Origin of the sequence: Escherichia sp. MOD1-EC5990 (assembly GCF_002965285.1) — a bacterium.
GTDB lineage: Bacteria > Pseudomonadota > Gammaproteobacteria > Enterobacterales > Enterobacteriaceae > Escherichia > Escherichia coli_F.
Genome location: NZ_PTRV01000014.1, coordinates 18,041 through 32,381, shown reverse-complemented (window position 1 = coordinate 32,381; position 14,341 = coordinate 18,041). Strand labels below are relative to the sequence as shown.

Here is a 14,341-nt window from a genome sequence, read left to right as displayed (position 1 = left end):
GCAATGCTTACAACGCTTGCTTTATTGGCTCGCTTATCGCGCCGTAGTCATTAATAAATCGCCAGGTCATTTGGCTACCCGAAGAATTAGCAGGCAACGGTAATGTGAGCGTCTCGAAAGGTCGGATCATGTTAAGAGGCACATCATGGCCATCAACAATGACATCCATCACGCTGATATGAATCGGGTTAGGGTTCTCAGCAATAAGATTTCGGCCTTCCCGATGCCACTTCACCTTTGGTGCGGCATTTTCGGGAATCATGCGGATAGATGCCGGTCTCCAGAAAAGCTTAATTCGCGTTTTAACGGCGATTTCCAGCGAATTCGCTTCTTTGTTGCTCGCAGAGGGCGGAATGTTTTTGATATTTAGCCAGAAGACAGACTCACGATCCTCTGGTAATGACAAACCTTTGGTGTGGACAATACGTAATATTTTTTCTTGCGCGGGCTCTAAACGTGATACCGGCGGAATAACAATAAATGGCGCTTTAGTTTTATCATCTTTATTAAATGGGTCCACCCATGCCTGGATGAGATAAGGAATTTTTTCTTCCTTACTAAATACAGAAATAGATTTATCTGCATTATTGCTCGCATAAACGACTCGTGTACCACCAATAACAACACCAGCATAGGTTAATGCTGGCCGGAATAAAAAGGCGCTTAGTAGCATGATATATAATAAGTTATGCGAAATTATTGCTTTAAAGAGCCTGATTAAACAACTTTTTCTGGACATAACGACTCCCTGGCCAAAGCCAACTGAATAAAAAGGCCCTGAATTAATTATTTCTTATATTCGATGGTAAATTGTGAATCCGCGTTCGCCGTACCCGCCGTTACGGTCGCATTGGTAGCAACATAGCGTGCAATAAACTTCATTTCAGCCTTGCCGTCACCGTCGATAGCGGTATAGGCGGAGTCGTTATAGAGTTTAACCTGAGAGTTATCGGACTGGTTAAATATACGGATGCCGACGCCAGTAGCAACTATTGCAGCGCCTGTGCCAGTATAATCACCCGGATCACTCGCTGTAATAGGTGAACCTACTTTCAGATCACCGTCTCCGCCAGGTGCTTCGGTACCATCAAAACGAACGGCTGCCTCAGTATAGGTTGACGGACATTTTTCCAGTTTAATACTAAATTGCTGTGGTGACGCCAGGCTGCCTACTCCTGAAAACGCACTTTTGTTGACCTTACCAAGAGGAACAGTTTGATCGGCGGTATCGGAAGTCACTTCACATGTGCTATCGACAATTTCACCGACAAAGTGAACAACGCCATCTTCTGCAAGTGCATTTCCGGCTAACATTAAAGATGCCAGCGTAAGTGCACCACCAATAATATTACGTTTCATACAAACTCCATTGATATAATATATCCTTCAGTCTAAATCATCACTTAAATTAATAAGTGTATTTATGATTCAGAGGCATAGTACACCAATGGGGTGTTTTTATCTAAAAATAATATTAATTATGCGAAATTAAATATAAATTTATTATATAAATATTATTAAAACAGTAAAAAATCAAGTGCGTAATAGGACATCACCAATAATTCAGAATATATTTATATTAATTTGTGCATCAATAATAAACCGTTGATACACTTTATAAAAAAGGCCGCCCGTCGGCAGCCCTTTTATATCAATGATGAAAATTACTCAACCGTTACCGATTTTGCCAGATTACGCGGCTGGTCAACGTCAGTGCCTTTAATCAGCGCAACGTGATAGGCCAGCAGCTGCAGCGGAACGGTGTAGAAGATCGGTGCAATCACCTCTTCCACATGCGGCATCTCGATGATGTGCATGTTATCACTGCTCACAAAACCAGCATCCTGATCGGCGAAGACGTACAGTTGACCACCACGCGCACGAACTTCTTCAATGTTGGATTTCAGTTTTTCCAGCAGTTCGTTGTTCGGTGCGACGACGATAACCGGCATATCCGCGTCAATCAGCGCCAGCGGACCGTGTTTCAGTTCGCCTGCTGCGTAGGCTTCCGCATGAATATAAGAGATCTCTTTCAGCTTCAATGCGCCTTCCAGCGCAATTGGGTACTGATCGCCACGGCCCAGGAACAGCGCGTGGTGTTTGTCAGAGAAATCTTCTGCCAGAGCTTCAATGCGTTTGTCCTGAGACAGCATCTGCTCAATACGGCTCGGTAACGCCTGCAGACCATGCACGATATCATGCTCAATGGAGGCATCCAGACCTTTCAGGCGAGACAGCTTCGCCACCAGCATCAACAACACGGTTAACTGAGTGGTGAATGCTTTGGTGGACGCCACGCCAATTTCCGTACCCGCATTGGTCATCAGCGCCAAATCGGATTCACGTACCAGCGAAGAGCCAGGAACGTTACAGATTGCCAGCGATCCAAGGTAACCCAATTCTTTTGACAGACGCAGACCCGCCAGGGTATCCGCGGTTTCACCGGACTGCGACAGAGTGATCATCAGGCTGTTACGACGCACGGCTGATTTGCGATAGCGGAATTCAGAGGCGATTTCAACATCGCACGGAATACCTGCCAGCGCTTCAAACCAGTAGCGGGAAACCATACCGGAGTTGTAAGAAGTACCACAGGCGAGGATCTGAATATGCTCAACCTTCGACAGCAGTTCGTCGGCGTTCGGTCCCAGCTCGCTCAAATCAACCTGACCGTGGCTGATGCGCCCGGTAAGGGTGTTTTTGATCGCGTTCGGCTGTTCGTAGATCTCTTTCTGCATGTAGTGGCGGTAAATACCTTTATCGCCCGCGTCATATTGCAGATTGGATTCGATATCCTGACGTTTCACTTCCGCGCCAGTTTTATCGAAGATGTTTACCGAACGGCGAGTGATTTCCGCAATATCGCCTTCTTCAAGGAAGATAAAGCGACGGGTCACTGGCAACAGCGCCAACTGGTCAGAAGCAATAAAGTTTTCGCCCATGCCCAGGCCAATCACCAGCGGGCTACCAGAACGAGCCGCCAGCAGGGTATCCGGGTGACGGGAGTCCATAATTACCGTACCGTACGCGCCGCGCAGTTGCGGAATAGCACGCAGAACAGCCTCACGCAGAGTACCGCCTTGTTTCAGTTCCCAGTTCACCAGGTGTGCAATCACTTCGGTGTCGGTTTCAGAAACGAAGGTATAGCCACGTGCTTTTAACGCTTCACGCAGCGGTTCATGGTTTTCGATGATGCCGTTATGCACCACCACAATGTGTTCAGAAACATGCGGATGCGCATTCACTTCTGAAGGTTCGCCGTGCGTCGCCCAGCGAGTGTGAGCAATCCCGGTGCCGCCATGCAGAGGATGTTCTTCCGCTGCCTGGGCCAGCATCTGGACTTTACCGAGGCGACGCAGGCGGGTCATATGACCTTCTGCATCTACAACCGCCAGACCGGCAGAGTCATATCCGCGGTATTCCAGACGACGTAAACCTTCAAGAAGGATTTCTGCTACATCACGTTGCGCGATCGCGCCAACAATTCCACACATAGTTTTTGATTCCGATTTATATCGTTGTCGGTCAACCTGTATGCCCGTTTTTCGGGCGCCCCGAGCCTTTGTAGAGAGTGGGGTTATTTTTATAGTTACTGCTTGTGGGCGGGAGATTATGTTATCTCCTCACCCCATATGGCCGGATTACCCAGCCAGAATTACTTTTTCTTTACCGGACGACGCCAGCCTTCTTTTTGCGACTGCGGCACACGGCTGATTGCCAGAGCATTTTCGCCAACATTACGCGTCACAGTTGTACCCGCAGCAATGGTTGCGCCTTTGCCTACCGTTACCGGGGCCACCAGCTGAGTATCGGATCCAACAAACACATCGTCGCCAATAATGGTTTTAAATTTATTGGCACCATCGTAGTTGCAGGTAATGGTTCCTGCGCCGATGTTGACGTTATCGCCAATTTCCGCATCCCCCAGGTAAGTCAGATGACCAGCTTTCGAGCCTTTACCCAGACGCGCTTTTTTCATCTCAACGAAGTTACCGACGTGTGCGCCTTCCAGCAACTCAGCACCAGGACGCAGACGGGCAAACGGGCCAATGGTACAGGCCGCTGCCAGATTCGCATCTTCCACAACGGTATACGGGCTAATTTCGCAATCATCGCCAATCACGCTGTTTTTAATCACGCAACCGGTGCCGATTTTCACACGATTACCGAGAGTCACGTTGCCCTCGATGATAACGTTAGTATCAATTTCAACATCGCGCCCGTGAGTTAGCGTACCGCGTAGATCAAAACGCGCCGGATCGCGCAGCATAACGCCTGCTAACAGCAGCTTTTCAGCTTGTTCGGACTGATAAACGCGCTCCAGTCGGGAGAGTTGCAGGCGATTATTCACGCCTTCTACTTCGCTTAAACGTTGCGGATGAACGGCAACAATTTCACGTCCTTCCTGATACGCCAGCGCAATAATATCGGTGATGTAGTATTCGCCCTGCGCGTTATTGTTGGTCAGTTTAGCCAGCCAGCGTTTCATATCTGCGCCGTTGGCGATCAGAATGCCGGTGTTGATCTCCTGAATCTGACGCTGCTCGTCGGTGGCATCTTTGTGCTCAACAATGCCGGTAACTTTGCCGTTTTCACGGGTGATACGTCCATAACCGGTCGGATCATCCAGTTTAACCGTCAGCAGACCAATGCCACCCTGCGGTTTCGCATCACGCAGGCGCTGGAGTGTTTCAACAGAGATCAGCGGCACGTCGCCGTAGAGCATTAAAATGTCTTCGTCATCGGCAAAAAAAGGTGCGGCTTGCTGCATTGCATGGCCCGTACCCAGCTGTTCTGCCTGAAGCACCCAGTTCAGGTTATCGTCTTTCAACGCCTGTTTAAGCAGATCGCCGCCGTGACCGTACACCAGGTGAACGTGCGCTGCGCCTAATTCATTCGCAGCATCAATGACATGCTGAACCATCGCTTTCCCGGCAAGGGTATGCAGCACTTTCGGAAGATCGGAATACATGCGCGTGCCTTTACCTGCGGCAAGGATCACTACGCTCATAGCATTATTCAACATACGCGTCCTGACTGTAATTTGAGAACGAATTTAAACCGCTTCACCTTGAAAAAACTACATTTTTTTCATCGTGAAATGGACAGAGGATAAATTGTTCAATAACGGATTATCCCCGCTGACGAAAGTGCCATTTTCGACCATCGTCACGCCTTTTGTCTGCAGAAAATTAAGGCAGTACCTTCATTTAAGCGTCAGGTGGATGTTTTTGCTCTTATTTCGATCAATGAATAAACGGGAAAACCAGCGAATAATTTCGCTGGTTTATACAAGCAGGGTTAATCGCAGGACATGAAAATGCGCAGAACATACCAGAACATGGTAGCGATAGAGGCGAAGAGATGTAGCGCCGCGCCTGCCGGACGATCGGTAGGATAATGATGAATAATATTAGACGTGTCGTACAGCACGAAGCCAGCACACAACAGCACCATTGCCGCCGAGAACCAGACGCCCAGTGAGAATCCCATAAAAATGCTCGCGATAATGGCACCGAAAGCGATAAAGCCCGCCATGGTTAAAAACGAACGCATGAAAGAGAAATCTTTTTTGGTCGTGAAGGCAGTGAATGTCAGACCACCCACAAGCAGTGCTGTGGTGATGCCCGCCGCGCCAATAATTGCTGGATTAATATACGCTGCCAGTGTCAGTAAAGGTGCAAAAATTAACGCTTCTGCCAGTACGTATATCCCCAGTCCAATCAGTTGGGTCTGATTAGACTCCACATTATCTGCCAGACGAGTCGCCAGCATGCTGACCAGAATAAAAGCACCCAGCACCACCAGCCAACCAAACTGACCACTGCTCATCAGCACCCTAAGCATCATTTTGCCAAGCCCACTAAAGATAAACAGCGCGCTGAGAATGATGAACCCGACAACTGCCCCAGCCAGATGCATATAAGCACGGCGGATAAAGGTGGCGCGATCGGTCATCACAACCGGTTGGACACCTTCAAAAGACGTTTTAAAAGACATAGATATGATCCCTCATATAATTACAGAAATAATAATAACAACAGGGACGATATCACTATGGAGAAAAGGTGACAATTAACGACTTAACAAGACGCTAACTTTTTGATGAATAATATAATTTTTGTATCAATCAGCAAAATACATATAAAAAAGCCAGCCTGTTTCCAGACTGGCTTTTGTGCTTTTCAAGCCGGTGTTACATCGCTTTTTTGGTCAACTCGATAACGCGCAACTGCGCGATCGCTTTGGCCAGTTCCGCAGACGCCTGAGCGTAATCTACGTCGCCGTGAGAGCTGCTAATGTGCTCTTCAGCCTTACGTTTCGCTTCCATGGCTCGCGCTTCGTCGAGATCCTGGCCGCGAATTGCGGTGTCGGCCAGAACGGTCACGTTGCCAGGCTGCACTTCAAGAATGCCGCCAGACAGATAGATAAACTCTTCGTGACCGTGCTGTTTCACGATGCGAATCATACCAGGCTTAATGGCGGTGAGCAGCGGTGCGTGGCCCGGGTAAATGCCCAGTTCACCTTCGCTACCCGTTACCTGGATTTTCTCGACCAGACCAGAGAACATTTGTTGCTCTGCGCTGACGACGTCCAGGTGGTAAGTCATTGCCATATCACCCTCCGATTAAGGCGTTAAAGTTTTTTGGCTTTTTCCACTGCTTCTTCGATGGAACCGACCATGTAGAACGCCTGCTCCGGCAGGTGATCGTATTCGCCTTCCATGATGCCTTTAAAGCCACGGATGGTGTCTTTCAGGGAGACGTATTTACCCGGAGAACCGGTGAATACTTCTGCCACGAAGAACGGCTGGGACAGGAAGCGCTGGATCTTACGAGCGCGCGCTACCACCAGTTTGTCTTCTTCAGACAGTTCATCCATACCCAGGATGGCGATGATGTCTTTCAGTTCCTGATAACGTTGCAGGATGGACTGAACGCCACGCGCGGTGTCGTAGTGTTCCTGACCAACCACCAGCGGGTCCAGCTGACGGCTGGTAGAGTCCAGCGGGTCAACAGCCGGGTAGATACCCAGAGACGCGATCTGACGGCTCAGTACCACGGTTGCGTCAAGGTGCGCAAAGGTGGTTGCCGGAGACGGGTCAGTCAAGTCATCCGCAGGTACGTATACCGCCTGTACGGAGGTGATAGAACCAGTTTTGGTGGAGGTGATACGTTCCTGAAGAACGCCCATCTCTTCCGCCAGAGTCGGCTGATAACCTACCGCTGAAGGCATACGGCCCAGCAGTGCGGATACTTCCGTACCGGCCAGGGTGTAACGATAGATGTTGTCAACGAACAGCAGAACGTCACGACCTTCGTCACGGAATTTCTCAGCCATGGTCAGGCCGGTCAGTGCAACGCGCAGACGGTTTCCCGGCGGCTCGTTCATCTGGCCATATACCAGGGATACTTTGTCGATAACGTTGGAGTCGGTCATTTCGTGGTAGAAGTCGTTACCCTCACGAGTACGTTCACCTACGCCCGCAAACACAGAGTAACCGGAGTGCTCGATCGCGATGTTACGAATAAGCTCCATCATGTTTACGGTTTTACCTACACCCGCACCACCGAACAGACCGACTTTACCGCCCTTAGCGAACGGACACATCAGGTCGATAACTTTGATACCGGTTTCCAGCAGTTCCTGAGAGTTTGACAGCTCTTCGTAGGAAGGTGCTGCGCGGTGAATCGCCCAACGCTCTTCTTCACCGATCTCGCCTTTCATGTCGACCGGTTCACCCAGTACGTTCATGATACGGCCCAGAGTCGCTTTACCTACCGGGACTTCGATCGGGTGTTCGAGGTCTTTTACATCCAGACCGCGACGCAGACCGTCGGAGGAACCCATTGCGATGGTACGCACGATACCGCCGCCGAGCTGCTGCTGAACTTCCAGCACCAGACGCTCATTACCATTTTGCACCTCAAGAGCATCGTACACGCGCGGTACGGCATCCTGAGGGAATTCGACGTCAACTACGGCGCCGATTACCTGGACAATCTTTCCAGTAGCCATCTTAAATCCTCTACGAAATAACCTGTTTAAACCGCGGCGGCCCCCGAGACGATCTCGGTGAGTTCCTGAGTAATGCTGGCCTGACGAGCTTTGTTGTATACCAACTGCAGCTCTTTAATCAGGCTGCCGCCATTGTCGGTCGCGGCTTTCATCGCCACCATACGGGCGGCCTGCTCGCTGGCCAGGTTTTCAACCACGCCCTGATAAACCTGAGATTCGACATAACGACGCAGCAGGGTATCCAGCAACGCCTTCGGATCGGGTTCGTACAGGTAATCCCAGGATTTATGTTTCAGATCATCATCATCTGATGCCGGTAACGGCAGCAGCTGGCTGATGGTCGGAACCTGAGACATGGTGTTAATAAATTTGTTGCTGACAATATAAAGCTTGTCCAGACGGCCTTCGTCGTAGGCCTGCAACATCACTTTTACCGGACCGATCAGTTCGGACAGGGAAGGGTTATCCCCCATGCCGGTGACCTGGGCAACAACATTGCCGCCCACGGAGTTGAAGAACGACACGCCTTTTGAGCCGATCATTGCGAGGTCGCATTGAACGCCTTTGTCGGTCCAGGTCTTCATTTCCGCCAGCAGTTTTTTGAACAGGTTAATGTTCAAACCACCGCACAAACCACGGTCGGTCGACACCACCAGGTAGCCTACGCGTTTAACGTCGCGGTCTTCCAGGTATGGGTGCTTATATTCCAGATTACCGTGTGCAAGGTGACCAATCACTTTGCGCATGGTTTCTGCATAAGGACGGCTGGCCGCCATGCGATCCTGCGATTTACGCATTTTGGAAGCGGCGACCATCTCCATCGCTTTAGTGATCTTTTGCGTGTTCTGGACGCTTGCGATCTTACTACGTATCTCTTTTGCGCCGGCCATGAGCTTCTCCTCAATGCCTTGCGGCCTGCCCTAAGGCAAGCCGCCAGACGTTACCAGGATTGGGTTGCTTTGAAGGAATCGAGGATGCCTTTCAGCTTGCCTTCGATTTCGTCGTTGTAGCCACCGGTCTGGTTGATCTCTTGCATCAACGGAGCGTGATCACGGTCGACGTAAGCCAGCAGAGCGGCTTCGAAGCTGCCGATTTTCGACAGTTCAACATCCGCCAGGTAACCACGTTCTGCTGCGAACAGAACCAGAGACTGTTGCGCTACGGACATCGGCGCATACTGTTTCTGTTTCAGCAGTTCGGTCACTTTCTGACCGTGGTCAAGCTGCTTACGTGTTGCATCGTCAAGGTCGGATGCAAACTGAGAGAACGCTGCCAGTTCACGATACTGTGCCAGAGCGGTACGGATACCACCGGACAGTTTTTTCATGATCTTGGTCTGTGCTGCACCACCAACACGGGATACGGAGATACCCGGGTTAACCGCAGGACGAATACCGGCGTTGAACAGGTTGGTTTCCAGGAAGATCTGACCATCGGTAATGGAGATTACGTTAGTCGGAACGAACGCAGAAACGTCACCCGCCTGAGTTTCGATAATCGGCAGCGCGGTCAGAGAACCGGTTTTCCCTTTCACTTCACCTTTGGTGAAGGCTTCAACGTATTCGGCGTTAACACGCGCAGCACGCTCCAGCAGACGAGAGTGGAGGTAGAATACGTCGCCCGGGAATGCTTCACGTCCTGGCGGACGACGGAGCAGCAAGGAGATCTGACGGTAAGCAACAGCCTGTTTAGACAGGTCATCGTAAATGATCAGCGCATCTTCACCGCGGTCACGGAAGTATTCGCCCATTGCGCAACCGGCATACGGCGCCAGGTATTGCAGTGCAGCGGATTCAGACGCGGTTGCTACCACAACGATGGTGTTAGCCAGTGCGCCGTGCTCTTCCAGTTTACGTACCACGTTAGAAATAGTGGACGCTTTCTGGCCGATAGCGACATAGATACATTTGATACCGGAATCGCGCTGGTTAATGATGGCATCGATTGCCAGTGCGGTTTTACCGGTCTGACGGTCACCGATGATCAATTCACGCTGACCACGACCGATTGGGATCATGGAGTCAACGGCTTTATAACCGGTCTGTACCGGCTGATCTACGGACTGACGTTCGATAACGCCCGGGGCGATAGCTTCTACAGCAGAGAAGCCGTCGTGATCCAGCGGACCTTTACCGTCGATTGGTGCACCCAGAGTGTTAACCACACGGCCCAGCAGGCCACGGCCAACCGGAACTTCCAGGATACGGCCAGTACACTTAACTTTCATGCCTTCGGCAAGGTCAGCGTACGGACCCATAACAACCGCACCTACAGAGTCACGCTCGAGGTTCAGTGCGATAGCGTAACGGTTACCCGGCAGGGAGATCATTTCACCCTGCATACAATCGGCCAGGCCGTGGATGCGGATAACACCGTCACTTACAGAAACAATAGTACCTTCGTTGTGAGCTTCACTCACAACATTGAACTGAGCAATGCGCTGCTTGATCAGTTCGCTGATTTCGGTGGAATTCAGTTGCATGCTCCAGTCCCCTTAAGACTGCAAGACGTCTGCAAGGCGCTCAAGACGACCGCGTACGCTGCCATCAATGACCATATCACCCGCTCGGATGATAACGCCTGCCATTACAGACTTATCGATTTTGCAATTCAGCTTAACTTTGCGTGACAGACGTTTTTCCATCGCAGCAGAAATTTTCGCGAGCTGTTGTTCACTCAACGCGGCAGCGGAAATGACGTCTACCTCAGCGGTAGCCTCACTCACAGCACGCAGGTGAATAAACTGCTCCAGAACATCCGGGAGCGCGTTAAGACGACCATTTTCAGCCATAACCCGAATCAGGTTCTGACCGTTTTCGTCCAGTTGCTCACCACAAACTGCGATAAACGACTCGGCGAGCGTTTCTGGCGCAAGCGCGCCAGAGAGAAGCTCTGCCATTTGTTCGTTTTTGGTTACCTCGGCGGCAAACGCCAGCATGTCCTGCCAGCGTTCTACACTTTGGTGTTCGACGGCAAAGTCAAAAGCTGCTTTGGCGTAGGGGCGAGCTACCGTAATAAATTCAGACATCAGCCCCTCCCTCCTTACAGTTCAGCGACAAGTTTATCCACGATGTCGCTGTTAGCAGCTTCATCCACGGAACGTTCGATGATCTTCTCGGCGCCAGCAACAGCCAGGATAGCAACTTGCTTACGCAGCTCTTCACGGGCACGTTTACGCTCGGCTTCAATTTCCGCCTGCGCCTGGGCCACGATTTTAGTACGTTCCTGCTCTGCTTCAGCTTTAGCTTCGTCCAGAATCTGCGAGCGGCGTTTGTTCGCCTGCTCGATGATTACCTGGGCTTCCGCTTTCGCTTTTTTCAGCTGGTCGGTCGCGCTGGCCTTTGCAAGGTCAAGGTCCTTATGTGCTCGTTCTGCGGAAGCAAGGCCGTCAGCAATTTCTTTTTGACGTTTTTCGATGGCTGCCATTAATGGCGGCCATACGTACTTCATGCAGAACAGAACGAACAGGACAAACGCGATGGCCTGGCCGAGGATTGTTGCGTTAAGATTCACAGCACAATGCCTCTATTTAGTTAACGTTCTGATATTGCTCTTTAAATAAAAGCAACGCTTACTACGCGACAGCGAACATCACGTACAGACCCAGACCTACAGCGATCATCGGGATAGCATCCACCAGACCCATAACGATAAAGAACTGAGTACGCAGCAGAGGAATCAGATCAGGTTGACGCGCTGCGCCTTCCAGGAATTTACCCCCGAGGATGCCGATACCGATCGCAGCACCGATTGCCGCCAGACCCATCATCACAGCGGCAGCCATGTACAGCAGATCCATATTCAGGTTTTCCATGACAGTCTCCAGTTTGTTTCAGTTAAAACGTAGTAGTGTTGGTAAATTAATGTTCTTCAGACGCCATCGACAGATAGACGATCGTCAGAACCATGAAGATGAAGGCTTGCAGCGTAATGATCAGGATGTGGAAAATGGCCCACGGCACATTCAGGATCCACTGTGACCACCACGGCAACAGACCAGCAATCAGAATGAAAATCAGCTCACCGGCATACATGTTACCGAACAGTCGCAAACCGAGTGAAACTGGTTTGGACAGCAGGCTTACCCCTTCAAGGATTAAGTTGACAGGAATGAACGCCCAGTGATTGAACGGCTGCAGCGTCAACTCTTTCGTGAAGCCGCCGATGCCTTTCATTTTGATGCTGTAGAACAGAATCAGGATAAATACGCCCAGTGCCATAGACAGCGTTACGTTCACGTCCGCAGACGGAACCACACGCAGTGCCGGCAGACCCAGTACATGTTCAGCGATGTACGGCAGCAGGTCGATAGGCAGTAAGTCCATCAAGTTCATCAGGAATACCCAGACGAAAATCGTCAGGGCCAGCGGAGCAATCAGCTTGCTCTTGCCATGGTACATGTCTTTCACGCTACCATTAACAAAGCCGATCACCAGCTCAATCGCGGTCTGAAACTTACCTGGCACGCCGCTGGTCGCCTTTTTGGCTACACTACGGAATAAAACCAGGAACAACAGACCCAGCACCACCGAGAAGAACATGGAGTCAATATTAATTGTCCAGAAGGTGGCTGGGGGGTTATGCGGATCCACCAGCGAGAATGTACGCAGGTCCAGCTGAAGGTTATTCAGGTGGTGTCCTATGTAATCCTGCGGCGTCATATTTTCTGAAGCCATGATGCCTTTTACCCTTTGTTGTTAATTACAGCCGGTGCCAGTATCTGAACCACCAGCACCAAAACCCACGTAACGATCAGCGGCAAGAATACCGCCTTTAAAACCGCCAACGCCACCACCAGTAACACCAACATCGCCAGAACTTTAAAAGCTTCGCCAAATGCGAATGTCCAGGCCACCCGGCCTTTCGCTGGTGTATGTGCCTGGTGACGCCAGGCAAATATCATAAACAAAACGTTAGGCAGAAAGACTGCCAGGCCTCCACTTAATGCAGAGACGCCCCAGAAGGGGTCTTTGAGGCTGAACAGCAATCCACTTGCTATCACCACCAGTAACTGAACGAGCAGAAGCTTCCGAGCAACGTTTCGACTCACGAGCGACACAGACATCACGTTTTTCACTCCTGCTCCCTTCGAGGTATGCCGCGTGTCGTATAAAACTTTCTTTAAGGCTTAGAGTCAAGCATCAAAAAGCGGTCAAATTATACGGTGCGCCCCCGTGATTTCAAACAATAAGTAGCCAAAAGGTGAATAAATGTTTAAATATTTTTCCAGTGCATACAATTGCGACTTTTCTGCTAACGCTGTTCGATCATGAAAAACTGTAAATAACGCGTAAACACTGGCGATAAAGCGTGCTTCAGATCACATATTGAGCATGTTCGCGCACAGCATATTTATTTACTTGGCAAATGATGCCATTGCAAGTTTATGATATTTAAGTCCAAAAACAGACACTCTTTTAATAAGTGACATTTACACAACAAAAACCACCCATTGACATTTTTAATAATGTTTTAACAGATGATTATGGTTCTTAGCGCCGATTTTTAGCAGCCTGATATTTTCACTGCTGACTTATTTTCTGCTTACCCAAAAAAGCCACGTTAGCTCGTTGATGCAAAAGAGTGAACGTGGCGTTAAATGTAACCAGTTATATCAGTAGAAAACCTGGTTGTTGTTAACAGTCTAACCGGTCATTTTTTTATGTTTTTTTTGATAAAAATTAAATTTTATTTGCTTTAATCACCACCAGATGACGTTCGCCATCCAGGGCCGGAACGTGAAGTTTAACCACTGATTCGACCTGATATTCTTCGGGCAACAAAGCGATTTCATCTTCCGGTATTTGGCCTTTCAGCGCGTAGAAACGACCTTGCTCACCAGGAAGATGGTGGCACCAGCTCACCATATCGTTCAGAGAGGCAAAGGCGCGGCTAATTACGCCATCAAATGGCGGCTCAGAAGGAAACTCTTCTACCCTGCTCTGTACTGGCTCAATATTCTCCAGTTTAAGCTCATGTTGCACCTGACGAAGGAAACGCACGCGTTTACCAAGGCTATCCAACAACGTGAAATGGGCTTCAGGACGCACGATAGAGAGTGGAATGCCAGGCAGTCCTGGTCCGGTGCCGACATCGATAAACCGTTCACCTTGCAGATACGGTGCCACCACAATGCTATCGAGAATATGGCGTACCAGCATCTCATTAGGATCGCGGACCGAAGTCAGGTTGTACGCTTTATTCCATTTATGCAGCATATTCACGTAGGCAATTAGCTGGTTTTTCTGGTGATCGGTAAGCGAAATTCCTGCGTCTTTCAGCAGAGAGGAGAGTTTGTTGAGCACGGTGATTACCTGTTCTT

The 14,341-nt window shown here is 49.9% G+C and carries 15 protein-coding genes; all 15 read right to left on the bottom strand.

The features are described from left to right. Nucleotides 1-7 precede the first annotated feature (7 nt). The gene (gene lpfB-O113 / locus BEB42_RS16645; RefSeq protein WP_000088103.1) at nt 8-739 is read right to left on the bottom strand and encodes a long polar fimbrial chaperone LpfB-O113; all 732 of its coding nucleotides are present in this window, start codon (nt 737-739) and stop codon (nt 8-10) included. A 47-nt stretch (nt 740-786) separates the two neighbouring features. Further along, a complete protein-coding gene (locus BEB42_RS16640) occupies nt 787-1,359 on the bottom strand; it encodes a chaperone-usher fimbrial major subunit (protein WP_000827821.1) in 573 nt (190 codons plus the stop codon). A 305-nt stretch (nt 1,360-1,664) separates the two neighbouring features. Continuing rightward, the gene (gene glmS, locus BEB42_RS16635; RefSeq protein WP_000334093.1) at nt 1,665-3,494 is read right to left on the bottom strand and encodes a glutamine--fructose-6-phosphate transaminase (isomerizing); all 1,830 of its coding nucleotides are present in this window, start codon (nt 3,492-3,494) and stop codon (nt 1,665-1,667) included. 161 nt (nt 3,495-3,655) lie between these two features. After that, nucleotides 3,656-5,026 (bottom strand): bifunctional UDP-N-acetylglucosamine diphosphorylase/glucosamine-1-phosphate N-acetyltransferase GlmU, encoded by a 1,371-nt coding sequence (glmU, locus tag BEB42_RS16630; protein WP_000933745.1) that lies wholly within the window; start codon nt 5,024-5,026, stop codon nt 3,656-3,658. 275 nt (nt 5,027-5,301) lie between these two features. Further along, the gene (locus BEB42_RS16625) at nt 5,302-6,000 is read right to left on the bottom strand and encodes a Bax inhibitor-1/YccA family protein (protein WP_000008758.1); all 699 of its coding nucleotides are present in this window, start codon (nt 5,998-6,000) and stop codon (nt 5,302-5,304) included. A 196-nt stretch (nt 6,001-6,196) separates the two neighbouring features. After that, nucleotides 6,197-6,616, bottom strand: a complete 420-nt coding sequence (locus tag BEB42_RS16620; RefSeq protein ID WP_001251965.1) for a F0F1 ATP synthase subunit epsilon — start codon at nt 6,614-6,616, stop codon at nt 6,197-6,199. Nucleotides 6,617-6,636: 20 nt separating this feature from the next. Beyond that, nucleotides 6,637-8,019 (bottom strand): F0F1 ATP synthase subunit beta, encoded by a 1,383-nt coding sequence (gene atpD / locus BEB42_RS16615; RefSeq protein ID WP_000190506.1) that lies wholly within the window; start codon nt 8,017-8,019, stop codon nt 6,637-6,639. Nucleotides 8,020-8,045: 26 nt separating this feature from the next. Further along, nucleotides 8,046-8,909, bottom strand: a complete 864-nt coding sequence (atpG, locus tag BEB42_RS16610) for a F0F1 ATP synthase subunit gamma (RefSeq protein WP_000896498.1) — start codon at nt 8,907-8,909, stop codon at nt 8,046-8,048. A gap of 50 nt (nt 8,910-8,959) precedes the next feature. Continuing rightward, nucleotides 8,960-10,501: a F0F1 ATP synthase subunit alpha gene (atpA, locus tag BEB42_RS16605; RefSeq protein WP_001176745.1), complete on the bottom strand. Its 1,542-nt coding sequence runs from the start codon at nt 10,499-10,501 to the stop codon at nt 8,960-8,962. Nucleotides 10,502-10,513: 12 nt separating this feature from the next. Then, nucleotides 10,514-11,047, bottom strand: coding sequence for a F0F1 ATP synthase subunit delta (gene atpH / locus BEB42_RS16600; protein ID WP_001288587.1), 534 nt, complete (start codon nt 11,045-11,047; stop codon nt 10,514-10,516). Nucleotides 11,048-11,061: 14 nt separating this feature from the next. Further along, a complete protein-coding gene (gene atpF / locus BEB42_RS16595; protein ID WP_001052219.1) occupies nt 11,062-11,532 on the bottom strand; it encodes a F0F1 ATP synthase subunit B in 471 nt (156 codons plus the stop codon). Nucleotides 11,533-11,593: 61 nt separating this feature from the next. Further along, a complete protein-coding gene (gene atpE, locus BEB42_RS16590; RefSeq protein WP_000429386.1) occupies nt 11,594-11,833 on the bottom strand; it encodes a F0F1 ATP synthase subunit C in 240 nt (79 codons plus the stop codon). 46 nt (nt 11,834-11,879) lie between these two features. Then, nucleotides 11,880-12,695, bottom strand: a complete 816-nt coding sequence (atpB, locus tag BEB42_RS16585) for a F0F1 ATP synthase subunit A (RefSeq protein ID WP_000135618.1) — start codon at nt 12,693-12,695, stop codon at nt 11,880-11,882. Nucleotides 12,696-12,703: 8 nt separating this feature from the next. Next, nucleotides 12,704-13,084 carry a F0F1 ATP synthase subunit I gene (gene atpI / locus BEB42_RS16580; RefSeq protein WP_000116699.1) on the bottom strand — a complete coding sequence of 127 codons (381 nt, stop codon included), beginning with the start codon at nt 13,082-13,084 and terminating at the stop codon, nt 12,704-12,706. Nucleotides 13,085-13,700: 616 nt separating this feature from the next. Next, nucleotides 13,701-14,324 carry a 16S rRNA (guanine(527)-N(7))-methyltransferase RsmG gene (gene rsmG / locus BEB42_RS16575; protein WP_000932856.1) on the bottom strand — a complete coding sequence of 208 codons (624 nt, stop codon included), beginning with the start codon at nt 14,322-14,324 and terminating at the stop codon, nt 13,701-13,703. Between the last annotated feature and the right edge of the window lie 17 nt (nt 14,325-14,341).

Coding starts and splice junctions, on each gene's coding strand:
- lpfB-O113 (WP_000088103.1), bottom strand. CDS start 739: ATGTCCAGAAAAAGTTGTTTAATCAGGCTCTTTAAAGCAATAATTTCG.
- BEB42_RS16640 (WP_000827821.1), bottom strand. CDS start 1,359: ATGAAACGTAATATTATTGGTGGTGCACTTACGCTGGCATCTTTAATG.
- glmS (WP_000334093.1), bottom strand. CDS start 3,494: ATGTGTGGAATTGTTGGCGCGATCGCGCAACGTGATGTAGCAGAAATC.
- glmU (WP_000933745.1), bottom strand. CDS start 5,026: ATGTTGAATAATGCTATGAGCGTAGTGATCCTTGCCGCAGGTAAAGGC.
- BEB42_RS16625 (WP_000008758.1), bottom strand. CDS start 6,000: ATGTCTTTTAAAACGTCTTTTGAAGGTGTCCAACCGGTTGTGATGACC.
- BEB42_RS16620 (WP_001251965.1), bottom strand. CDS start 6,616: ATGGCAATGACTTACCACCTGGACGTCGTCAGCGCAGAGCAACAAATG.
- atpD (WP_000190506.1), bottom strand. CDS start 8,019: ATGGCTACTGGAAAGATTGTCCAGGTAATCGGCGCCGTAGTTGACGTC.
- atpG (WP_000896498.1), bottom strand. CDS start 8,909: ATGGCCGGCGCAAAAGAGATACGTAGTAAGATCGCAAGCGTCCAGAAC.
- atpA (WP_001176745.1), bottom strand. CDS start 10,501: ATGCAACTGAATTCCACCGAAATCAGCGAACTGATCAAGCAGCGCATT.
- atpH (WP_001288587.1), bottom strand. CDS start 11,047: ATGTCTGAATTTATTACGGTAGCTCGCCCCTACGCCAAAGCAGCTTTT.
- atpE (WP_000429386.1), bottom strand. CDS start 11,833: ATGGAAAACCTGAATATGGATCTGCTGTACATGGCTGCCGCTGTGATG.
- atpB (WP_000135618.1), bottom strand. CDS start 12,695: ATGGCTTCAGAAAATATGACGCCGCAGGATTACATAGGACACCACCTG.
- atpI (WP_000116699.1), bottom strand. CDS start 13,084: ATGTCTGTGTCGCTCGTGAGTCGAAACGTTGCTCGGAAGCTTCTGCTC.